At 64.7% G+C, this 21,680-nt stretch carries 24 protein-coding genes and 1 pseudogene; 9 read left to right on the plus strand and 16 right to left on the minus strand.

What is annotated here, in order from left to right; genetic code table 11:
- The first annotated feature begins 48 nt into the window (after window positions 1-48).
- Entirely contained in the window at window positions 49-990 is a 942-nt protein-coding gene (locus tag AUC70_RS14735; protein ID WP_342022599.1) for a polyprenyl synthetase family protein, read from the plus strand.
- Window positions 987-1,679 (plus strand): DUF1345 domain-containing protein, encoded by a 693-nt coding sequence (locus AUC70_RS14740; protein WP_069445555.1) that lies wholly within the window; start codon window positions 987-989, stop codon window positions 1,677-1,679. Before AUC70_RS14735 ends, AUC70_RS14740 begins: the two co-directional genes overlap by 4 nt.
- Before the next feature lie 3 nt (window positions 1,680-1,682).
- Here the strand turns inward: AUC70_RS14740 and ispG are convergent, their stop codons facing one another.
- The 8 genes from ispG to AUC70_RS14780 all read right to left on the minus strand — a co-directional run bounded on the left by ispG (window position 1,683) and on the right by AUC70_RS14780 (window position 7,580).
- A complete protein-coding gene (ispG, locus tag AUC70_RS14745) occupies window positions 1,683-2,975 on the minus strand; it encodes a flavodoxin-dependent (E)-4-hydroxy-3-methylbut-2-enyl-diphosphate synthase (RefSeq protein ID WP_069445556.1) in 1,293 nt (430 codons plus the stop codon).
- Window positions 2,976-3,038: 63 nt separating this feature from the next.
- Window positions 3,039-3,389 (minus strand): hypothetical protein, encoded by a 351-nt coding sequence (locus tag AUC70_RS14750; RefSeq protein WP_069445557.1) that lies wholly within the window; start codon window positions 3,387-3,389, stop codon window positions 3,039-3,041.
- A gap of 7 nt (window positions 3,390-3,396) precedes the next feature.
- On the minus strand, window positions 3,397-4,410 hold the full coding sequence (locus tag AUC70_RS14755) for a metal ABC transporter substrate-binding protein (protein WP_069445558.1): 1,014 nt from the start codon (window positions 4,408-4,410) through the stop codon (window positions 3,397-3,399).
- A gap of 35 nt (window positions 4,411-4,445) precedes the next feature.
- Window positions 4,446-5,312 (minus strand): metal ABC transporter permease, encoded by an 867-nt coding sequence (locus AUC70_RS14760; RefSeq protein WP_069445559.1) that lies wholly within the window; start codon window positions 5,310-5,312, stop codon window positions 4,446-4,448.
- Window positions 5,309-6,064 carry a metal ABC transporter ATP-binding protein gene (locus tag AUC70_RS14765; RefSeq protein ID WP_069445745.1) on the minus strand — a complete coding sequence of 252 codons (756 nt, stop codon included), beginning with the start codon at window positions 6,062-6,064 and terminating at the stop codon, window positions 5,309-5,311. The genes AUC70_RS14760 and AUC70_RS14765 overlap by 4 nt, the downstream gene beginning before the upstream one ends.
- 35 nt (window positions 6,065-6,099) lie before the next feature.
- Entirely contained in the window at window positions 6,100-6,222 is a 123-nt protein-coding gene (locus tag AUC70_RS18460; protein WP_256385619.1) for a hypothetical protein, read from the minus strand.
- 62 nt (window positions 6,223-6,284) lie between these two features.
- Window positions 6,285-6,719: a Fur family transcriptional regulator gene (locus AUC70_RS14775; protein WP_069445561.1), complete on the minus strand. Its 435-nt coding sequence runs from the start codon at window positions 6,717-6,719 to the stop codon at window positions 6,285-6,287.
- A 33-nt stretch (window positions 6,720-6,752) separates the two neighbouring features.
- Window positions 6,753-7,580 (minus strand): helix-turn-helix domain-containing protein, encoded by an 828-nt coding sequence (locus AUC70_RS14780; protein ID WP_244505659.1) that lies wholly within the window; start codon window positions 7,578-7,580, stop codon window positions 6,753-6,755.
- Between the two features lie 59 nt (window positions 7,581-7,639).
- On the opposite strand from AUC70_RS14780, the gene AUC70_RS14785 reads away from it, so the two are divergent.
- The 3 genes and pseudogenes from AUC70_RS14785 to AUC70_RS14795 all read left to right on the plus strand — a co-directional run bounded on the left by AUC70_RS14785 (window position 7,640) and on the right by AUC70_RS14795 (window position 10,636).
- Window positions 7,640-8,623 carry an MBL fold metallo-hydrolase gene (locus tag AUC70_RS14785; protein WP_069445562.1) on the plus strand — a complete coding sequence of 328 codons (984 nt, stop codon included), beginning with the start codon at window positions 7,640-7,642 and terminating at the stop codon, window positions 8,621-8,623.
- Window positions 8,624-8,673: 50 nt separating this feature from the next.
- Window positions 8,674-9,195: an O-acetyl-ADP-ribose deacetylase gene (locus tag AUC70_RS14790; protein ID WP_069445563.1), complete on the plus strand. Its 522-nt coding sequence runs from the start codon at window positions 8,674-8,676 to the stop codon at window positions 9,193-9,195.
- Window positions 9,192-10,636 (plus strand): annotated as a pseudogene (locus AUC70_RS14795) (cryptochrome/photolyase family protein). Before AUC70_RS14790 ends, AUC70_RS14795 begins: the two are co-directional and overlap by 4 nt.
- 3 nt (window positions 10,637-10,639) lie before the next feature.
- Here AUC70_RS14795 and AUC70_RS14800 read toward each other — a convergent pair.
- Both AUC70_RS14800 and AUC70_RS14805 read right to left on the minus strand, forming a co-directional pair.
- Window positions 10,640-10,846 carry a hypothetical protein gene (locus tag AUC70_RS14800; RefSeq protein WP_069445564.1) on the minus strand — a complete coding sequence of 69 codons (207 nt, stop codon included), beginning with the start codon at window positions 10,844-10,846 and terminating at the stop codon, window positions 10,640-10,642.
- Window positions 10,791-11,828 (minus strand): glycoside hydrolase family 3 N-terminal domain-containing protein, encoded by a 1,038-nt coding sequence (locus AUC70_RS14805; protein WP_069445565.1) that lies wholly within the window; start codon window positions 11,826-11,828, stop codon window positions 10,791-10,793. Before AUC70_RS14805 ends, AUC70_RS14800 begins: the two co-directional genes overlap by 56 nt.
- Before the next feature lie 148 nt (window positions 11,829-11,976).
- On the opposite strand from AUC70_RS14805, the gene AUC70_RS14810 reads away from it, so the two are divergent.
- Window positions 11,977-12,564 carry a hypothetical protein gene (locus AUC70_RS14810; RefSeq protein ID WP_069445566.1) on the plus strand — a complete coding sequence of 196 codons (588 nt, stop codon included), beginning with the start codon at window positions 11,977-11,979 and terminating at the stop codon, window positions 12,562-12,564.
- Window positions 12,565-12,629: 65 nt separating this feature from the next.
- Window positions 12,630-13,124 (plus strand): anthrone oxygenase family protein, encoded by a 495-nt coding sequence (locus tag AUC70_RS14815; protein WP_069445567.1) that lies wholly within the window; start codon window positions 12,630-12,632, stop codon window positions 13,122-13,124.
- A 10-nt stretch (window positions 13,125-13,134) separates the two neighbouring features.
- On the opposite strand, the gene AUC70_RS14820 is transcribed toward AUC70_RS14815, so the two are convergent.
- From AUC70_RS14820 to AUC70_RS14845, 6 genes are all read right to left on the minus strand, one after another.
- A complete protein-coding gene (locus tag AUC70_RS14820; protein WP_206599409.1) occupies window positions 13,135-13,791 on the minus strand; it encodes a lysophospholipid acyltransferase family protein in 657 nt (218 codons plus the stop codon).
- A gap of 20 nt (window positions 13,792-13,811) precedes the next feature.
- A complete protein-coding gene (locus AUC70_RS14825) occupies window positions 13,812-14,768 on the minus strand; it encodes a phosphatidate cytidylyltransferase (RefSeq protein ID WP_083241633.1) in 957 nt (318 codons plus the stop codon).
- On the minus strand, window positions 14,765-15,373 hold the full coding sequence (locus AUC70_RS14830) for a CDP-alcohol phosphatidyltransferase family protein (RefSeq protein ID WP_069445569.1): 609 nt from the start codon (window positions 15,371-15,373) through the stop codon (window positions 14,765-14,767). Before AUC70_RS14830 ends, AUC70_RS14825 begins: the two co-directional genes overlap by 4 nt.
- 24 nt (window positions 15,374-15,397) lie before the next feature.
- Window positions 15,398-16,969: an inorganic phosphate transporter gene (locus AUC70_RS14835; RefSeq protein WP_083241634.1), complete on the minus strand. Its 1,572-nt coding sequence runs from the start codon at window positions 16,967-16,969 to the stop codon at window positions 15,398-15,400.
- A gap of 104 nt (window positions 16,970-17,073) precedes the next feature.
- Window positions 17,074-17,499 carry an NUDIX hydrolase gene (locus AUC70_RS14840; protein ID WP_069445570.1) on the minus strand — a complete coding sequence of 142 codons (426 nt, stop codon included), beginning with the start codon at window positions 17,497-17,499 and terminating at the stop codon, window positions 17,074-17,076.
- Window positions 17,496-18,164 (minus strand): arylesterase, encoded by a 669-nt coding sequence (locus AUC70_RS14845; RefSeq protein ID WP_141702178.1) that lies wholly within the window; start codon window positions 18,162-18,164, stop codon window positions 17,496-17,498. The genes AUC70_RS14840 and AUC70_RS14845 overlap by 4 nt, the downstream gene beginning before the upstream one ends.
- Before the next feature lie 104 nt (window positions 18,165-18,268).
- Here AUC70_RS14845 and AUC70_RS14850 point away from each other — a divergent pair, with 104 nt between their 5' ends.
- Window positions 18,269-18,982 (plus strand): ABC transporter ATP-binding protein, encoded by a 714-nt coding sequence (locus AUC70_RS14850; protein WP_069445572.1) that lies wholly within the window; start codon window positions 18,269-18,271, stop codon window positions 18,980-18,982.
- The gene (locus tag AUC70_RS14855) at window positions 18,979-21,555 is read left to right on the plus strand and encodes an ABC transporter permease (protein WP_083241636.1); all 2,577 of its coding nucleotides are present in this window, start codon (window positions 18,979-18,981) and stop codon (window positions 21,553-21,555) included. The genes AUC70_RS14850 and AUC70_RS14855 overlap by 4 nt, the downstream gene beginning before the upstream one ends.
- The last annotated feature ends 125 nt before the right edge of the window (window positions 21,556-21,680 follow it).

Here is a 21,680-nt window from a genome sequence, read left to right on the forward strand (position 1 = left end):
GCGATCAATTTGCGGCGACAGAAAGCCTCAGCTATCCCTTCGCCCGTCATGAGTTTTAGATTCGAGATCGACCGCGTCGCCGACCAGGTTCAAGGGCGGCTTTCCGTCCTCCTGGGCCAGGACGAGCCCGTGCCAGGGCCCGGCGCTGACGCAACGGCGCCGCTCGCCGAAGCCATGCGCTATGCGGCGCTTGGCGGGGGCAAGAGGTTGCGGCCGTTTCTGTTGATCCAGGCGGCTCGGCTGTTCGACGTGCCGGAGGACACCGCACTCGAGGCGGCCTGCGCGCTCGAATGCATCCATTGCTACTCGTTGGTCCATGACGACCTGCCGGCGATGGACGACGACGCACTGCGACGCGGGCGCCCCACGGTGCATATCGCCTTCGACGAAGCCACCGCGATTCTCGCCGGCGACTCCTTGCTGACCATCGCCTTCGAAATCATCAGCGCCCCGAAATGCCATGACGATCCCGCCGTCAGAGCCGAATTGACCTACCTGCTGGCCAAAGCCAGCGGCTGGCAAGGCATGGCTCTCGGGCAGGCTCTGGACCTTGCCGCGGAGCAACAGCCGTTCTCGCCGCAGGAAACAACGGCCATGCAGATGCTGAAGACCGGGGCGCTGTTCCGCTTCGCCTGCGAAGCAGGCGCCGTGCTGGGGCGGGCCGATCCCGCGAGCCGCGAAGCCCTGATTCGCTTCGCAAGCGCCTTCGGCCAGGCGTTCCAGCTCGCGGACGACCTTCTGGATGCGGAAGGAGACGCCGCCGCCATGGGCAAGGCCGCCTCCAAAGACGCTGAGCGTGGAAAGGCCACGCTGGTCGGGCTGCTCGGCATCGACGGCGCCAAGGCGCATCTGGCAGGACTCGTCGCCGAGGCCGAAGAGGCGCTCGCTCCTTTTGGCGGCAGAGCGGCGATGCTGATCGACGCCGGCGCGCTTCGTGGCCGAGCGGAGGTCTTGAGCGGGCACGCGAATCCGGCTCGAATGCGGACATGAGCACCACGCCATCGCCGCGACGCCGATTTCGGGACACGCGGGTGTCGCGCTTCCTGCAAGCCCGCTGGCGCCTGATGTTCGCCACGCTCGTCTGCGTCGCGCTGATCGCGCTACTGCCAGACGACTTTCTGCTCGTAACCCGGTTTCTGATTGGCTGGGACGCGGGCGTGGCGCTTTATCTGGTCCTCGTGACCGTCATGGTCCTACGATCCGACCCAGGACGGATCCGCCGCGAGGCCGATCTCCAAGATGAGGGGCGTATCACCATTCCCGTGCTCACGGTCATCGCGGGGATGGCGAGCCTCGGTGCCATCGTGTTCTGGCTTCGCGCGGCCAGCGCCAGCGGCTCGGCCCAGCCGCTCTACCTCGCGCTGATGTTTCTGACCACGCTGCTGTCTTGGCTGTTCATCCACACCATGTTCGCCCTCCACTATGCGCACGAGTACTACACCGAGCGCCGTGGGCAGGGCGGCGGCATGCGCTTTCCTGAGACCGACGACCCCGACTATTGGGACTTCGTCTATTTCTCCTTCGTAATCGGAACCTCCACGGCCGTGTCCGACGTGGCAATCACCTCATGCACGATCCGGCGGACGGCCACGGCTCATGGCCTCGTGGCATTCGTCTTCAATGTGACGATGATCGCATTGACGGTGTCGATCGCGGGCGACGCGATCTCGATCAAGTAGCGCCTATTCGGCTGCCGTGGCACGCGTGTTTTGCGCTGCCTTATGGCCAAGCGAGGCGCTGCCGTACCGCTGCTCGATGTAGTCGAGCACCATCTGCTTGAACTCGGCGGCGGCACCCGGCCCGCGCAAGGTGGTGACCTTCTTGCCTTCGACGAAGACGGGCGCGGCCGGCGTCTCGCCGGTGCCGGGCAGTGAAATGCCGATATCCGCGTGCTTGGATTCGCCCGGTCCGTTCACGATGCAGCCCATGACCGCGACGTTGAGGTTCTCGACGCCGGGATACTGGCGCTTCCACACCGGCATCTGATCGCGAATGAAGTCCTGAATGTCCCGGGCCAGTTCCTGGAATGTGGTCGAGGTGGTGCGGCCGCACCCGGGGCACGCCGCAACCAGGGGCACGAAGGCCCGGAAGCCCATGCTCTGCAGCAGTTCCTGCCCCACCTTGACCTCGAGCGACCGGTCGCCGCCGGGCTCTGGCGTCAGCGAGATGCGGATCGTATCGCCGATGCCCTGCTGCAACAGGATCGACATGGCCGCCGACGAGGCCACGATGCCTTTCGAGCCCATGCCGGCTTCGGTGAGGCCCAGATGCAGCGCGAGATCGGAGCGCTCGGCGAGCATGCGATAGACCGCGATGAGATCCTGAACTGCCGAGACCTTGGCCGAGAGCACGATCTTGTCGGCTCCCATACCGAGGTCCTGCGCACGCGCCGCAGACAGCAGCGCCGACTGCACCATGGCCTCGTGCATGACCTCGCGCGCGTCCTTCGGGTTTGCGCTCTCCGCGTTCTCGTTCATGAGCTGCGTCAGCAGTTCCTGGTCGAGGCTGCCCCAATTGACGCCGATGCGGACCGGCTTGTCGTGCTTCAGGGCGATCTCGATGATCTGGGAGAACTGCTTGTCGCGCTTGTCCTTGAAGCCGACATTGCCGGGATTGATGCGGTACTTTGCCAGCGCTTCCGCGCAATCCGGATTTTCCGCCAGGAGCTTGTGGCCGATATAGTGGAAATCGCCGATCAGCGGCACGTCCACGCCGCGCTTGTCCAGTTGGGCACGAATGAGCGGCACCGCCGCGGCCGCTTCTTCCCGATCCACGGTGATACGGACGAGTTCGGAGCCGGCGCGGGCGAGCGCCTCCACCTGGGTCACGGTCTGCCCCACATCGGCCGTGTCCGTATTGGTCATGGACTGAACCACGACCGGGGCGCCGCCGCCCATGGTCACGTTGCCGATTTTGACCGCTACGGTTTGTTTGCGTGCGATGATCGTCACATCGATCTCCTCAGGAGGCAGGATACATCACATTTGCGACGCCTGCGCTAGACTGGGACCCCTGATCGGTCACCTTGTCCGGTGCGCTCAAGTGGCTCCGCGCCTTCGCCAGCAAAGAAACGCGTCGGCGAGAAGTGCCGCCGATGCGACCGCCGCCGCCGCTACGAGCGCCGTCGCGAGGTCGGGCTTCCGGTCCGGGGTCAGCACCTGGGCAGCCTCGAGGCCGACCGCGATGGGGAGCAGCACCGCCGCCACGCGCATCGGCCGAGGGTAGGCCACGCAGGCGAGAAGCGTCAGGCCGAAGAACCCTAGAAAGTGCTCCACCAGCCAGTGCAGCCCCAGCCTCACCTGGAAATCGGCCGGACCGAGGGCGGCATAGGTCAGCCCCGCGCCGAACAGCACAAGCAGGACAACCAGCCAACGCCGCGCTCTGGTCACCGTCTCCTCAAGAGGACAGTGCGGCAGTCAGCGTCCCGACATTGTGCTTGAACATGTCGAGATAGGTCGGGGCCGAGCCGTCCGGTCCGGAAAGCGCGTCCGAATAGAGCGTCCCGCCGATCTTTGCGCCGGATTCCTTGGCGATCTGCTCAAGCATCTTGGTGTTGGTGATGTTCTCCAGGAAAACCGCGGGGATCTTGTCCTCACGGATCTGGCGAATGATCTTGGCCACGTCCTTGGCCGACGGTTCGCTGGCCGTGCTCACGCCCTCGGGAGCCAGAATCTCCAAACCATAGGCGTCGCCGAAATAGCCGAACGCGTCGTGGCTGGTGATGATCCGGCGGCGCGACTGCGGCAACGCATCGAGCGCCGTCTTCACCGCCGTATTTTCGGCCTTCAGGGCCGCGAGATATTTATCCGCATTGGCCTCATACACCGCCTTGCCGCCGGGATCAGCGGCAATCAGCCCGTCACGGATATTGGCGACGTAAATCTCGCCGTTGGCGAGGTCCTGCCATGCATGCGGGTCCATGCCCCCGTGGTGATGATGGTCGCCTTCGGCATGCTCTTCGTGATCGTCGTCCTGATCTTCGTGCTTGGCGTGCTCCTCATGATCGCCGTCGTGATCATGCTCGTCCTCAGCATGCTCGTCATGATCCTCGTGCTTTTCGTCCATCTTGCGCGGCTTGACGCCTGTGCTGGCGACAACGGTGGCCCCCTTGAAGCCCGAAGACGTCTCGAGCCGTTCCATCCAGCCCTCGAAGCCGAGGCCGTTGACGAAGAAGACATCCGCCCCGGCCAGCTTCTTGGCGTCGGCGGGCGTGGGACTGAACTCGTGGGCATCGCCGTCGGGACCGACGAGCTCGGCCACTTCGACGCGGTCGCCCCCCACGTTCTTCACCATGTCGGCGAGAATGCTGAACGAGGCGACGGCTTTCACCTTGTCGGCCGCCTGCGCGGAGGACGAGATGCCAAATGCGAGCGAGGCGGCGGCGAGAATGGGTATCAATCGGGAACGCATGATCGGAATACTCCGTGTGATGATTGTTGAGAGGACTAGGCTTCCAAGTGTCTGCGCGGCATCAGCCTCCAGAGTGCGCCGCCCCGCGTACCCGCAAACATCGAGAAGAGATAGAACACGCCGCAGGCCAGAATAACGGTCGGCCCTGTCGGCGCGCTGAAATGATAGGAGATAAGCAGCCCGGCGACGCTCGACACGAAAGCGACCGTGATGGCAACGGCGATCATCCCGCCCGCGCCATCCACCCAGAACCGCGAACTGATGGCCGGGAGCAGCATGATGCCGACGGCCATCAACGTCCCGAGCGCCTGAAACCCAGCCACCAGATTGAGCACCACGAGCACCAGGAAGATCAGATGCGTCGGTGAACTCCAGCGGCTCACGGACCGCAAATAGTGCGGATCGAAGCACTCGAGGACCAAAGGCCGATAAATCACGGCCAGGGTGATGAGCGAAACGGTGGCGATCGAGGCGACGAGAAGCAGGGCTGCATCGTCCAACGCAAGCACCGACCCGAACAGCACATGGAGCAAGTCCACATTAGTGCCGTGTACGGAAACCAGGAACACGCCAAGCGCCAGCGAGAGCAGATAGAAACCGGCGAGGCTCGCATCCTCCCGGATGACACGCGAGCGCGCCACCGAGCCTGCCGCCACGGCCACCGCGAGACCCGCGGCGAAACCACCGAGGCTCATGGCAAAGAGCGAGAGGCCCGCCAGTAGATAGCCGAGGGCGGCACCCGGCAGGATCGCATGGCCCATGGCATCGCCCATCAGGCTCATGCGGCGCAGCATCAGAAAGACTCCGATCGGCGGCGCCGTCATGGAGATGGCGAGGGACCCCACCAGCGCGCGGCGCATGAAGGCAAACTCGACAAACGGTTGTACGAGAGCATCGATCATGCGGTTTCGCGTGCCTCGTCGTGCTCGCAGATCGCAGCGCGCTCATTGTAACTCTCGTTGAACTGGCGCGAGAGATCGAGGTTGACCGGCGTGAGCACCTCCGGCGTCGGCCCCCAAGCCAGAACCTCGCGTGCCAGCAGCAGGGTTTGCGGAAAATACCGGCGCACGAGTTCGATATCGTGCAGCACGGCAACGACCGTCCGCCCCTCCGCGTGCCAGCGTTCGATCAGGCCGATGAGATCGGAAATGGTCCTGGCGTCGACCGCGCGGAACGGCTCGTCCAGAAGAATGACCTTCGCATCCTGCAACAGGAGCCGCGCGAACAAGACACGCTGAAACTGTCCCCCCGACAAGGCGCCGACGGGGCGTGCCGCCAGTCCCGACAAATGAACAGCCTCAAGCGCTTCGTTGACGCGCGCGCTTCCGGCACGGTCGAGCCCACCCGAGGCGCCGATCTCGCGCCACAGCCCCATCGCAACGCAGTCGAAGACGGAAATGGGAAAGCTGCGGTCGATTTCGACCACCTGGGGCAGATAGGCGATGTCGTGCTTGAGGTGGCCATGGAGATCGATGCGCCCGCTGAGCGGCTTCAACTCGCCGACCATGGCTTTGAGCAGGGTGGATTTGCCGGCCCCGTTCGACCCCACAACGGCGAGAAGCGCGCCTTGCGCCACGTCGCCGGTAATGTGGTGCACGGCCGGGTGGCGGTCGTAGCCGAGCGTCAGGTTCTCGAAGCTGACCGCCGGTGCCAACGTCGTCGCAGACGGTACCTTCTCGGAGGGCGCCCTCACTGCAGCGCCCAGAGGACGGCGAGCCAGAGCACGGCAAGCATCAGTGCGACCAACGCTAGCCGCTGGCCCGTCGATGCGCGCAACAGCGAGAAGCCCGGTGTGTAGGCGTGAAGTTGCACGCTTGGCTGTGGCTCCAAGGAGTCATCCCGTGGCACGGCGACGGCCCTTCCGAAGTTGTTTTCTAGGCGGGCGCGGCCTGTGCGGGCCTGCACGCCTCGCACAACCCGGCGATCTCCAACGTAACCTGCTCAGGCGTGATCTCGGCGGGGGCGAGGCCGAGCAGCCGCGCCTGTTCCTTCTTCCCGAGGGGAATCTCCACGACCTTGTCGCACGCCCGGCAGATCGCAAAAGCGAACCGCCCGTCGCAGGCGCCATGCCCGCAGGCGATGAAGGCAGAGCGCGATTCGAGCCGATGCACCATGCCCTTCTTCATCAGATCGTTCAGGGCGCGGTAGACGGTCGGCGGATGCGCGATTCCCGATTTCCGGACCCGGTCGAGAATGGCGTAGGCGCTCATCGGCTCGCCCGCTTCGCGCAGACAACCAAGGATCTTCGTCTGGTTGGGCGAGAGCTTGGGGGTAACGCCCGAGCCGGCATGATGATGGGCTGCAGTCATATCGATGATATAACATAACAGCGCCGTGTTGCGTCAAGGGAGAATACCGGCGGCACAGGCACGCCCTCTAGTTGGCGGTCGGTCGCTGCCGTCGGCGCGCATTGGCGAGCCCGTGATGCGGCGGTGCACCGAAGATGCGGCGGAACTCCGCGAAAAATGCGGCTGGTCGGAGAAACCCGCCGCATGAGCCGCATCCGTCAGGTTCGATCCGTCGAGCACGGCAGAGATGGCCGCCCGCATGCGGCACCAGCCACGGTAGCGCCGGTACGGAACCCCGACCTCCTGTGTGAAGAGATGCTGAAAACGCGAGGCGGACAGCTTGGCGACCGCCGCTGCGCTGTCCGCGCGATCGAAAGCCAAATGGTCCTGGCGGAGACTGCGCAACACGCGCCGGACACGCGGATCGATGGCCCCGGCACGCGCCTCTGCGAAGCCCGCGAGATCCTCCAGAGCTTCCGACAGCCAGGCGGCGCTATCGCTGTCCTCGAACGATTGCCGCAAGACGGATACCTCGCCGCCTTGGCCGACGAGAGCCCCCTGCTCCGATCGTGCCGGTCCCACGAGCCGGTGCATTTCTCCCACCGTGAGCCGCCCCGGCTCTGCATAGAGCACCGCGAGCGGGGAGCCGCCCATATCGAATTCGTAGGGAAGTCCCGCAGGCACGACGGCACTGCGGCAGCGCTGCCAGGCGCCGTCGCCAATGCGCAGCGAGAAACGCTCATACAGTCCGGCGAGGAAAACGGGCACGCTGTGGCTGTGGCGCGCATTGCGCCCAAGGGCGCCGGCGAACAGCGATAGGCCCTCGCTCACATGCCAAACCGGCTGGGCATCAGCGGCGCTTGTCGTAGCACGTTCGTTCAAGTCCTTGGCGCCTTCCCTCCAATACCATCCGCGGCTCATTGATACGGAGGAAAACGCGCATGTCGACCCTGGACCTTACCCGCCGCCACTTCTTGACGGGCGCAGGCACAGCAGCTGCAGCGGCGCTTGTCGGCGTGCCGGGTCCCGCGATGGCCGCCGCGCCGATGCTGGGCCCGGTCGTGCCCAAGATCTATAGGTTCAAGCTCGGCGGTTTCGAAGCGACGATGATCGCCGACTCGGATGCCTTCGTTGACGGTCCCTGGCCGCTTATCGGCGGCAATGTCGAGCAGTCCGAGGTGGCGCAGGTCATGAATGCGAATCTGCTCCCCGCGAACAAGTACCAGCCCGGCTTCACGCCGATGGTGATCAATACCGGCAAGGAAGTGGTGATCTTCGACACCGGCAATGGTGAACGCGGTTTCGTCCCGCGCCCCAATGGCGGTTGGCTGGCGCAGCAGCTTGAGCCCGCGGGCTTCAAGCCCGAGCAGATCGATGTGGTCGTTCTCTCGCACGGCCACCCGGATCACATCGGCGGTCTCGTCGAGAACGGTAAGCTGCTTTTCCCCAACGCCCGTTATGTCACGGGCGCCGTCGACTACGACTATTGGAGCAGCGACCGCCCCGCCGGAGACCTGGCGCAACAGGCAGCTCTCTATCGCGACTATGTCGTCCCTCTGGCGGAGAGGACCACGTTCCTCAAACCGGGTGACGAGGTCGTGCCAGGCATCCGCGCGATCGAGGCGTTCGGCCACACGCCCGGCCATCTCGGTTTCGACATCGAGAGCGACGGCAAGCGGCTGGTGTTCTGGGGCGACTGCGCACACCACCAGGTCGCATCACTTGCGCGGCCGGACTGGCATTGCGTCTTCGACATCGACAAGGAGCAAGCCGCCAAGACCCGTGCCCGGATGTTCGACATGGTCGCGACCGATCGCGTCGCGGTCAGTGGTTTTCATATGCCCTTTCCCTCGCTGGGCTATGTCGAACGGCGGACGGATGGCGGCTACCGCTGGCTTCCACATTCCTATCAACTCAAGGTTTAATATCCCGATCGTGACTTGATCCGGGGGCGCTCTCGGCCTGCAATGAGCGCATGGGAAGCCGGATCGCGATCATCGACGCGGACATCACCACGCTCGACGTGGACGCCATCGTCAACGCCGCCAACGAGGCGCTGGCGCCGGGCGGCGGGGTCTGCGGCGCGATCCACCGCAAAGCGGGCTCCGAACTCGCAGCGGCCTGCGCCGCAATCGGTGGCTGCCCCACGGGAGAGTCGAGACTCACACCGGGGTTCGGCCTGCCCGCCCAATACGTGATCCACAGCGTGGGCCCCATATGGGGTGGCGGCGAGCGCGGCGAAGGTGCAAAGCTCGCGAGCTGCTACCGAACAGCACTGCTCCTTGCCGCCGAAAACGGTCTTGGCTCTATTGCCTTTCCGGCCATCTCGACCGAAATCTACGGATTCCCGTCCGACCGGGCAGCACTGATCGCCCTGCGGACCGTCCGCGAGACCTTGCCGGAGGTGCCCGGCGTCGCACGCGTGGTGTTCTGCTGCTTTGGAAGCGAGTCCCGCGCGCTGCACGAAGCCGCGCTGGCTGCCACCGGGGACGCATGAACGCAGACGCGACACGCCCGGCAATCGTTTGGTTCCGCAAGGAGCTGCGCCTCGCCGATCACCCCGCGCTGACCGCTGCCGTGCAGGCAGGCTTACCCGTCCTGCCACTCTACATTCACGACGTCGAAACGCCTGGTGCTGTGCGCCCCGGCGGGGCATCGCGCTGGTGGCTGCATGAAAGTCTCAAAGCGCTGGATGCATCGCTGTCGGAGCTTGGAGGCGCGCTTGTCGTGCGGGCCGGACGGACACGCGGCGTCTTGACCGAGATCCTTCGCGAGACAAACGCCACCGCGATCCATGCCACGCAAAGCTATGAGCCGTTCGGCACGCGATGCGAGGCCGATGTCGATGCCCTGTGCCGCAAACATGGCGTCGAGTTTCACCTGCATCGCGGGCGGCTTCTCTTTGCGCCCGAGGACGTCGTCACCAAGGACGGCCGCCCCTACCGTGTGTTCACGCCGTTCTGGAAATCCTGTTTTGCCCAACCCGCGCCTCCTACCCCCGGCGCGACACCTAAACTGAACAGCTTCGCGGAAGCGCTGAGCCTGCCCCTGGCCGCGTTGAAACTCCAGCCGTCGCGACCCGATTGGGCCGGCGGCTTGCGGGCAACATGGACCCCCGGCGAGTTGGCCGCGCAGGAAGCGCTTACCGAATTCATCGACGTGCGGATCGCGCCTACGCCACGCAACGGGATGCCTTGCCCGGCACGCCAACGTCGCTCCTTTCGCCATACCTGCATTTCGGCGAGATCAGCCCGGCGCAGGTCTGGCACGCGGTCTCCCACGCGATCGACGCGGAGGGCGGCGCCATCGAGAAGGGGGCGAACGCCTTCCTGCGCGAGATCGGCTGGCGCGAGTTCTCCTACCACCTCCTGCACAGCTTCCCGGACCTGCCCCATGAGCCCCTGCGGCCGGAATTCAAGGACTTCCCCTGGCGCGACGACAAGAAGACGCTGACTGCCTGGCAACGCGGCCAGACGGGCTACCCGGTTGTGGATGCGGCCATGCGCCAACTTTGGGAAACAGGTTGGATGCCGAACCGCGCGCGCATGGTCGTGGCGTCGTTCCTCGTGAAGCATCTACTCCTGCCCTGGCACGTCGGCGCGGCTTGGTTCTGGGACACGCTGGTGGACGCCGACCTCGCCAACAATTCGGCGAGCTGGCAGTGGGTGTCCGGCTGCGGCGCGGACGCGGCGCCCTATTTCCGCATCTTCAATCCGATCCTCCAGGGTCAGAAGTTCGATCCCGAAGGCGAGTATGTGCGGACCTGGGTTCCCGAACTAGCGGAACTCCCGGCGGACGAGATCCACGCGCCCTGGGACGTTCCGCCAACCGTCCTAGCGGCCGCGGGCGTGGTGCTGGGGAAGGACTATCCCGAGCCGATCGTCGATCACGCGGCCGCGCGGGCGCGCGCCCTCCGCGCCCTCGAAAGCATAAAATAGCGCTCACCAGGCCCGCGGCAGCGTATCCGTCTTGAGCTGATCCTTGAGCCGCACGATCCGGCCATAGGCGTCCTCGATACGCTTCTCGCTCAGGCGCCCATCGCAGACGGCGTCCGAGAGCGCCCGGTGAATGCGCCGGCCGAACTCCGGGTCGTCACGCTTGATGTTGGAGAACACCACGATATCGGTGCCGGCTTTGAGCGCCCGCACCGCGCTCTTCCGGCGTGAAGCGCTCGCGTATCGCGCCCATCTCCATGTCGTCGCTGACGATCACGCCGTCGAAGCCGAGCCCGTTGGGAGCCCGCAGCGCCTCCACCGCCTTGGCCGACAGCGATGCGGGCAATCCTTCCAGGTCGCTGAAACGCGGGTGATAGAGATGGCCCATCATGACCGCATCGAGCAGGCCTTGGAGCTCGAGGCGCCTATAGGGATCGAGTTCCTCGTCGCGCCAGGTTTGCGACACGTCCGGGAGCGTGCGGTGGCTGTCGACGGAACTCGACCCGTGCCCCGGGAAATGCTTCGCGACGGTTGCGACATTCGCCGCATGGTGCGCATTCACGAAGGCGGCGGCCATGGGCGAGACGATGTCGGCACTGTCACCGAAGCTGCGCCCCCGCGCGCCGATCACGGGATTGTCCGGGTTGGTGTTCACGTCGACCACGGGGCCGAGATTCATGTTGAAGCCGAGCCCGGCGAGCTCGACCGCCATTTGCCTGTAGATCTCCTCGGCCACGTCCTGCGCATCAAGACCGAGATTGCCGCCGACCAGCTTGGCCGACGGGAACCACTCGAAGCCCTTCCTGGCCCGAAGGCGCTGGACCGCGCCCCCCTCCTGATCCACGGCGATGAAGGGCGGCAGATCGAACCGGGTACCGCGCAGTGCATCGATCAGCGCCTTGAGCTGGGCCTTGTCGGCGATGTTTTTCGGGAACAGAACCACGCCGCCAATCGTTCCATCGCGCAACTGCGCCGATACGGCCTCAACGCCAAGGTCCCCCGTTTGCCGTCCGGGAAAGCCCATCATGATGGTTTGACCGATCATCATGCTGAGCCGTTCCGATGCGCAATCGTCCACGGCGACCGCATGCGGAGAGCCGGTTTCGCCGGTCGCATAGTGTCGGTCCGCCGCGGCAACGCGGGGGGCAAGAATGCAGACCGAGAGCAAAGCCACCGCGAGAAGCGCGGGCGCCATGTTAGGGATAAGGCAGGATCGCATTGGCATCGGAGCCGAATTTAAGGGCGAATCTTGCAAGGAATTTGAATAGGGTGCCGCGCGAACCAAGAGCGCGGGCACGCCGCTTCACCCCGCCGGCGAGAATACAACCATGTGGATGAGTAGAATGAACTACAAATCGATCGGGTCGCTCGCGGCCATCTGCGCTCTCCTCCTGACGATTGCCAGCAGCGCGAGCGCCCAGACCGAAACACCGGACGAGACTGCGGCGGAGACGGACGTAGGCGCAGGCGAAGAGACCGGTGCGGAAGCGGCCCCCGAAGCCACTCCCATTTCCGACGAGGACTTCGCTAAGAGCCTGGTCGGCAAGACCTACACGGGCAGTTTCGAACTCGACGGCTGGACCAATGTTGGCGGCGGCCTCGTTCTGCCACCCTTTTACGTACAGCACTACAGCCGCGAGGACGGCACGGTTCTGGTGCTGACGGCCAAATCGGCTGAGGAGGACGGCTCATCCTCGGATTTCGAGATCACCGATGCGCTGACCACCGACAAGCCGCATAAGGGGTATACCTTCTCCACGGCCTGCATGAAGGGCGAGGACTTCACGCTGCGCTATATGGGCGAGGCCAGCGGCAAGGATGGGGCGGAATGGTGGACCAATCTTCGCAAGGCTTGGGAAATCGATGTGGAGACCGGCAAGATCTCATCCGTCAATGCGAGAGGCGTGAAATGCACCAACCCCAATTGGTAGCGGACTCTCCGTTTTCAGCCCCGCCAACGGCCGTTAGCAAATCCGACGCATGACCGAATTGTTTCATGACTGAACTGCTCTTTGTACTGACATTGGGCGCCGCCTTGTGCACGGCGCTGCTCGCCGGAACCTTCTTCGCCTTCTCCATGTTTTTCATGCGGGCGCTGGGCGGCCTTGCGGCGGAGCGGGGGATCGTCGCCATGCAGGCGACCGTTCTCGCCATCAAGAAGCCGATCTTCCTGGTCCTCTTCTTTGGAACGGCCCTGCTGTGCCTTGTGCTCGGCGTCACGACGATCTTGGCTTGGCGTGAGGTCTACGCACATTACGCCTTCGCGGGCGCGGCCTTGTTTCTTGTCGGCGGTTTCGGCGTCACCATGCTGCGCAGCGTGCCGCTGAACAATGCGCTGCTCGCCTGGTCGCCGGACAACAAAGACGTCATCGAGCGGTGGCGCCGCTACCGCCTGAACTGGGTGCGCTGGAACCATGTGCGCGCTATCTCGACGCTCCTGGCGTGCGCCTGTTTAGTCCTGGCGCTGGCCGGCATGGGACTGCCGTTCTGAGCGCACTGGACTAGTCCCAGTCCGGCACCGTTTCTGCTGCCGCGAGCGCGGCCATGCGCGCTTCATAAGCCGTCATAAACTCCCGCCGGGATTGAGCACCGTCGAATTCCCCGCCGAACAGCGCCTCGCCCACGCTGACGGTGCAGTTGAACGGCACCAGCAAGGACGACCCGCGCGGCAGCGCCTTGCCGAAGCCATGCATGTAGACGGGCACGACGGGAACGCCGGGACGCGATACGGCCAACTGGCCGACGCCGGTCTTGAACCGGCCCAGCGCCTCCGGTTCGCCGCGCGAGCCCTCCGGGAACAGGATCAGGATCTCGCCGCGATCAAACGCCTCCTCGAGCGCGGCAAGCGGGTCGGCGCCCTTGCGGACTTTCGCACGCTCGAGCGGAATGATCCCGACGACGTCCCGCGCGAACCAGCTGCGCACCTTGCCGGACAGAAAATAGTCCGCCGCCGCGACGGGACGCAGCTTCGGCAGGAGCGACAACGGCATCAGCGACATCAAAGCCAGCGTATCCAGATGGGAGTTGTGATTGGCCGCGATGATTGCCGGCCCTTTCGTCGGGAGCCGCTCGCGATGGCGGACGGTAAGGCCGAGCCCCAGCAGGATCGCGCCGCGCACCACGACGCCGAAAAACAGAAACCGCAGGATCCTCGTCATGACTGTCATCGCGGCTCGGACTACGGCGTGAAGAAATAGCGGAAGAAATGGAAGAAGGCGGGCGCGGCATAGGTCAGGCTATCGACCCGGTCGAGAATGCCGCCATGGCCGGGGATCAGCCCGCCGGCGTCCTTCACACCCAGATCGCGTTTGACCGCCGAAATATTGATATCGCCGAGAAATCCAGCAACGCCGATGACGCCACCGGCGAGCGCCGACCATGCGTGATCCATGGGCGTCAGATACGGCCCCACGAACGTTGCGACGGCGACGGTGGTTAGCACACCGCCGATCAACCCTTCCCAGGTCTTCTTCGGGCTCACATGGGGCGTCACCTTGTGCCGCCCGAAAAGCTTGCCCCAGACATACTGGGCCACGTCGTTGAACTGCGCCAAGACCACGACGAAGAACAAGAGCCCGACGCCGCCCGCGACCGGATTGTGCACCTCACCCGAGACCAACAGCATGGCCAGGTGACTGAGGCAGAAGACCGTGAGCATGAGCCCCCAGGACAGGGTCCCCACCGCCCGCAGGAAATTCTGCGTCTCGCCGCGCAGCGCCATGAGCGCTGGAAACAGCAGAAACATCCACACCGGCACGAACACGAGGAACATGTTGTACCAATCGATGCCAGCCCAAAGATATTGGATCGGCACGGCGAGATAGGCGAACAGCAGCAGCCCGCGATCGATCCGTCGCGTTGGGATGAGCGACAGATATTCCTTCAAAGCGAGATAGGAGATGATCGCGAGGAACACGATCGCGACGATCTGGTTCGCGGCGATCGCGAAGGTGAAGGCCCCGATCATCCACCACCACGAGGCCGTGCGGTCGATCAGCTCCCGGTAGTCGCCCGAACCGCGCGCAGAGAGCACGAGCACGATTCCCGTCGCAACCACCAACACCGCCCAAACCGCAAGAGTCGCCACAACCACATGCTGCGGCAAATCGAAGGTAGTGCCGAGCCACTGAATCATTGCGCGGCCTCCGCGAGGGCCCGGCGCGCGCGATTCCACACGGTGAGAATAGCGAGCGCCAACATCGCGGCGAGAACGAGCGTCGTCCACAGGCCGGGCGTCAGGCCGATCCCCAGCAACACCGCCAGCGCACCGAAAGCGAAGGCCCGGTCGCTCTTGCCGAACGGCCCGTCGTAGCGCCGCGAGGCCCCGATCATAGGCCCCAAGACGCCGACCATCTCCGCGATGACGCTCACAATGACCACAAGCACCACGAGGGGCGCGTTCACCCCGGCGATCAAGGCGAAAGGCAGATACAGGGCCGCGTCCGACACCACGTCTGAGAGTTCGTTGAATAGAGCGCCCACAGGGGTCTTCTGGCCGTGCTCCTTCGCCATGATCCCGTCGATCGCGTTGAGCGCCATGCGGACGAACAAGGTGATCGGCAGCAGAAGAAGCGGCCAGCGCGCGTCGGGCCACAGTGCAATCGCCGCGCCTTGGGCCACACTGAGGATAAGCGCGGCAAGCGTCACGCCGTTGGCGGTCGCTCCGATATGCACGAGACGGCCGGCGATCGGCCGGAGCAGTGCCTGAAATCTCGGCTTCAGATCGTAGATCGTGGCCAATTCGGTCGAACGCCTCCCGCGCTATCAGCGAATCCAGTCGATGGCAGTATAGATCAGCGCGGCGATGCTCGCGGCGCATGGCACCGTGACGGCCCATGTCGCTACGATCCCGATGACGTGCGAGCGGCGCACAAGCTTGCGCCGGCGCATCTCGTCCGGCGTCGCAGGCAGAGCGGACGCCGAGCGGCGTCCCTTTTTCGTGAGGATGTAATAGCGCCGGCGGCGGCTATAGCGCGCCGCGTATTCCCGGAAGAATCCGATGCCGAACACGGCGCCGACGACGGTCTGCGTCGTCGAAACAGGCATCCCGAGTTCGGAGGCGACAAGGACCGTGAGAGCGGCTGCGAGCGCCACGCAAAAAGCCCGCATCGGGTTCATTCGTGTGATTTGCTCGCCCACCACTCGGACGATTCTCGGCCCGAACAGGAACAGGCCGAGACTGATGCCGACCGCACCGATAAGCATGACCCAGAGCGGAACCCCAGCGAGGCCCAAGAGTTCCGGCCGGCCGGCGTTCTCCAGCACGGCGGCGAGCGGCGCCACGGCATTTGCCACATCGTTCGAGCCATGCGCGAAGGAGAGGAGACAGGCCGCGAAGATAAGCGGTGGACGGAACATCTGCCGGACGTTCTGATTGCGGTTCTCCATACCCTCGGACTGTGCATACACCCAGGGCCCCGCGAGCAGATAGACAAGCCCGAAAACCGGCACACTCACAAACAGGACCACGTGGTGCCCCAAGCCCCAGACGTCACCGAAGACGTTTAGCGAGATGAAGGCAAAAAACACCGCCGCCATGAGCGCGACGAGAACGGGCACCCATCGGCGTACCGCCGCGATCTTGTCGGGCTTGTAGATCATGTTGATCTCGATGAAGGCGACGAGACAGGCCGCGATGACGGCGCCCGCAAGCGGCGACAGCATCCAAGCGGCAAAAACCTCAGCCACCACCCGCCAGTCGATCGCGGTCGATCCGAGCCCGATAAGCCCCGCACCGAGAACACCGCCGACGATCGCGTGGGTCGTCGAGATGGGCGCGCCCACATAGGTGGCGAGGTGAACCCACAAGGCCGCGGCCAGCATGGCCGACATCATGACCCAGACGAAGACGTCCGTGTTCGGCAGAAGTGCCGGATCGATCAAACCTTCAGATATCGTCTCGACCACGTCGCCGCCGGCAATCAGCGCGCCGGCGCATTCGAAGATGGCCGCAAGCGCGAGCGCCCCCGTCATGGTGAGTGCGCGGGCGCCCACCGCGGGGCCGACATTGTTCGCAACGTCGTTGGCGCCGATCGTCAGCGCCAGATAGCCGCCGATCACGGCGGCGAGAACCAGCACCAGTCCCGTTTGACCGGTCACGGCGTGACTGTCCGCGAGGAGACCGGCCGCCAGCAGGAAGGCGAAAGTCGCAGCGAGAGCGATGTAGTTGCGGGAGGCCGCGCGCGTCGCCTCCTCGAGCCGCTCGATCTTGCGAAGGTCTTTGTCCAGCGGCGTGCCGGGCTCAAGCGCGCGGCGACGGAACGAGGCGGCGCCAACGCGCAACCGGACGACCCGGTCCGCACGTTTTCTCTTAGCGCCGTTTCCCTTTTCCGCCATGCACCCCTACCCCCGGCTTGGCCAATCCATCCATCTGGGCATTCGAGCACACGGACTCAATGGCCTCGCGGCGCGCCGCGAGGCGAAATCCCCTGCCGTTTCGGTTACCTACGCGGCCTTGAGATGGAAAACGCTGCGCAACAATGACGCCAGTTCGCGTCCGCGACAAGTGATGCCGCTTCATCTGGCGAGGCCCAACGAACCTTACGGGAATTCTTCTCCTGCCAGTCTGCCTCGTGCGTCTTGACGCTCAGCCGGTATACGTCGACGACGCATTTCGCCCAGGAATAGAAATGCAGCCGCTTGGTGTAGGTGTACGAACCGATCGGCGTCTTATCGATCTTGCCGGTGACACCCGCCTCCTCGGCAGCTTCGGTGGCGGCCAGTTCACTGTCGGGCACGCCCTGCTTCGGCCATCCTCGTGGAATGGTCCAACGGCCGCGGCCACGCGTGGTGATGAGAAGCACCCGCGGACCATCCGGGGTCTCCACAACAGGCAACGCCGCGATTTGTTTCAATGGCTCGCTCATCCGTCCTCGTCTACTTGGGACGCAACCAACAACGCCTCGACCTGGGGCAAGATCTTGTCAACGATGACGGTGACACCCTTTCCGTTCGGGTGAATTCCGTCCTTCTGCATCAAGTCCGCGTTGAGCGCGGCCCCTTCGAGAAAGAAGGGATACAGGGGTACATTATACCGCTCGGCCAGGGTCGGATAAATCGCACCAAAGGCGGTTACGTACTCTTTCCCCAGATTCCGCGGCGCTTCCATACCTGCCAACAAAACAGGCAACTTCTTTTCCTGAAGCTTCTCTAGGATCTCCGCCAGCGCCGCCTTGGTGGCATCGGGTGGTAGCCCCTGGAGGGCATCGTTGCCGCCCAGCTCGACAATGACGGCGTCCGTATCGTCGTCCAGAGCCCAGTCGAGCCGCCGCAGCGCCTGTGTCGTGTCACCGGACACGCCAGCATTCACCACGCGAACATTGTGGCTGCGCTTTCGCAACGCTGTTTCGAGTTGCGATGGGAACGCTTGATCGTTCGGAAGGCCGTAGCCCGACGTCAGGCTGTCTCCGAAAGCCACGATCACGGTCTCGTCTTGATCCGCCTGCACGTTGGCGGCAAGGCAAACCATGCCGATCCACCCCGCCGCGAGGAACGCAGCGAGAGGGCGAAAACGAACTTTTGCGCGTTTCATCATTTCGACCTGTTTGGCCCTACTCTATGCCGCTACGGTACGGGCTCGCATTATCGCGCCCGCATTCTCTCAGACGCAATGACACCCCGAGACCCTTTCCGACCATGGACCAGACCCTGAGACAGCCCCACGCGATAGAGCTTGAAGACGTTCATGTCACGCTTCCATCGCGCGCGGGCGCCGTGGCGATCCTGCGCGGCATCGATCTAGATGTCTCGTTGGGCGAGGCTGTGGCGGTCATCGGCCCGAGCGGCTCGGGCAAGTCCACGCTCCTGATGGTCACGGCCGGCCTCGAACGAGCCACATCCGGACGCGTGACCGTGGCCGGCACGGACCTCGGCACGCTCGACGAAGATGGATTGGCCCGCCTGCGCGCCAATAAGATCGGGATCGTGTTTCAGTCCTTCCATCTCGTGCCCACGATGACCGCGATCGAGAATGTTGCGCTCCCCATGGAGTTCCTCGGTAAGGACGATGCGATGGATGCCGCCCGCGAGGCGCTCGAAGAAGTCGGGCTCTCCCATCGGACAACGCATTTCCCGGGTCAACTATCCGGCGGCGAGCAGCAGCGGGTTGCCATCGCGCGGGCGCTGTCCACGCGGCCGACCCTCATCCTCGCCGACGAACCCACCGGCAATCTGGACCTTGCGACCGGCGCCTCGATGGATCTGCTCTTCACGCTGAAAGAGCGGACGGGCGCCACGCTGCTGCTCATCACCCACGACCGCGAGCTCGCCACGCGCTGCGACCGCATCGTGAGCGTGGCCGATGGACGGATCGTGGACGACGGCGCGTCCGTGAGCGCAAGCGTATCGTGACGGCGCAAGCAACACTCGCCGACATGCCGTCGTCCTCCGGCAACCGGTCACTGGCGTTGACGATCGCTTTGCGTGAATTGCGCGCAGGCGCGGGCGGTCTCGCCGTATTCGTCCTGTGCATTGCGCTCGGCGTCGCGGCCGTCGCGGCGATCGGATCGCTGGCTGCCTCCTTCGACAAGGCGCTCGCCAATCAGGGGCGCCTGCTGATCGGTGGCGATCTGTCTTTCGAGGTCGTCCATCGCCAGGCAACGGCGGAAGAGTCAGCCGCGCTCCACGACCTCGGACAGATTTCCCAATCGGCGAGCTTCCGCGCCATGGCGCGCGGCCTGGACGCCAAGAGCGCGCTGATCGAGGTGAAGGCCGTCGACGGCGCCTACCCGCTCTATGGAGAGGTGAGCGTGATCGAGCCGGAAGCTCTCGGCCCCGCCTGGCGGGAACCGGGCACCGTGCTGGTGGAGCCGATCCTGCTGGAACGTCTCGGACTGAAGATCGGCGACACGCTGAAGATCGGCGAGGCCACGACGAAAATCGCCGGCACGCTCGGCCAGCAGCCCGACCGGCTCGCCGACCGCCTGTCCTACGGCCCCAAGGTTCTGATGTCGCGCGACACGCTGGACGAGACCGGGCTCGTGCAACCCGGCAGTCTCATTCGCTGGACCTATCGCGTAAAGCTGCCGAACGACGCGGGCACGGACCGCAAGAACCTGGATACGGTGCGCAAGGCCATGGAAGCGGCGTTTCCGCAAAGCGGCTTTGCCATCCGCGACTGGACGGACCCGGCACCGTCACTCCGGCGCGACGCCAAACGCTTCACCCAGTTCATCAATTTCGTCGGACTGACCGCCCTGCTCCTCGGCGGCATTGGCGTCGGCAACGCGATCCAGAGCTACATGGCGAAGAAACGCGACGTCATCGCCACGTTCAAATGTCTCGGGGCCACAAGCGGCCTCGTGCTCAAGGTTTATCTGATTCAAGCGGTGATGCTGGCAGGGCTCGGGATCGTCATCGGCCTGGCGCTCGGCGCGTTCGCGCCGGTTGCGATCGCGACGCTCTACGAAGACGCCCTGCCGCTGCCGCTTGCGGTCGAGCCTCATCCGATTCCGCTCATCGTCGCCGCGCTCGCGGGCCTCCTGACCATGGTCCTGTTCGTGCTGTGGCCCCTGGGCCGTGCCAGTCTTATTTCGCCGGCAAGGCTCATGCGGTCCGGACTCACGGACGAGCGGACACGCTCCGCGACGCCGTTCGCGATCGGCTCGGCCGCGGCCGGGCTCGCGCTGTTCGTGCTGGCGATCGCCTCGAGCGAAGAACGCCTCGTCACGGCGGCGATCTCCCTTGGCATCCTCGTGGCGTTCGGACTGCTGCTCGGCTTCGGAATTCTGGTGCAACGCTATGCGGCCAAGCACCGCCGCACGAAGCACCCGTCGGTTGCGCTGGCCTGGGCCAGCATCGGTGCGCCGGGGTCGCTCGCCCGCGCCATCGCCGTTTCGCTGGGCCTCGGACTCGGGCTCCTGATCGCCGTGGCCTTGATCCATGGTTCGCTGCTCACCGAGATCGAAAGTCATGTCGAGGTCGACGCCCCCGCCTATTACTTCCTCGATGTGGAGCCGGACGATCTCGCGGCGTTCGAAAAAACGGCCAAGACCATCCAGCCCGACGCCAAGATGGACAACGCGCCCATGCTGCGCGGGCGCATCGTCGAGCTCAAAGGCGTGCCTGTCCACGAAGCCGAGGTCTCGCCCGATACACGCTGGGTCATCTCCGGCGACCGCGGCCTGACCTACACGGACAGCGTGCCCGGTGCATCCGAGATCGAGGAAGGCGAGTGGTGGCCCAAGGACTATGACGGACCGCCGCTCGTGTCCTTCGACGGCGAGCTCGCGCGCGGCCTCGGGCTCGAACTCGGAGACATGGTCACCGTCAACATTCTAGGCCGCAACGTGGAAGCCAAGATCGCCTCCATGCGCAAGATCGACTGGGAATCGCTCGCCATCAATTTCGTCATGGTGTTCTCGCCGAACACGCTGCAAGGCGCGCCGCACCGGCTGGTCACCACGCTCGAATTGCCGAAGGGCTCGGCACCGGAAACAGAAGCAAAGATCATCCAGGGCTTGGCCGATCGCTTCCCGCTCGTGACGGCCATCAAGATCGGCGACATCGTCGACGCGGCGAAGTCGATGCTGGCTAAGCTCATGGCCGCGATCAGCGCAACGGCGGGCTTCACCTTGCTGATCGGCGCCGCAGTGCTCGCGGGCGCCGTATCCGCCGGCCAGCAGCGCCGGACCTATCTCGCCGTGCTGTACAAGACGCTCGGCGCCACGCGCCGGCAGATTCTGGGCGCCGAACTCATCGAGTTCGGCCTGCTCGGATTGGCGACCGCCGTTCTCGCCGTGATTATCGCCACGGTGACGGCCTGGGCGCTGTGCACCTTCGCATTCGACATCACCTTCGTCTTCGATCCGTGGGCAGCCCTTGGAACCATCGGGCTCGCGCTTGCCTTGGTCTTGTCGGTGGGGGCGATCACGACCTGGCGCGTACTTTCGGTCAAGGCGGCGCCTTATCTGCGGGCGGAGTAGAACGGCGACGCGATCGGAAACCGGCGGGAAACCGATAGAAGTTTCCGATTGCCGGGTCACGATCCCATCATCTTGCGGAAATAGCCTGAAACCCCCATATTTCACGCAAATGCGGCGTTGGCCGC

Origin of the sequence: Methyloceanibacter stevinii (assembly GCF_001723355.1) — a bacterium.
Lineage (GTDB): Bacteria > Pseudomonadota > Alphaproteobacteria > Rhizobiales > Methyloligellaceae > Methyloceanibacter > Methyloceanibacter stevinii.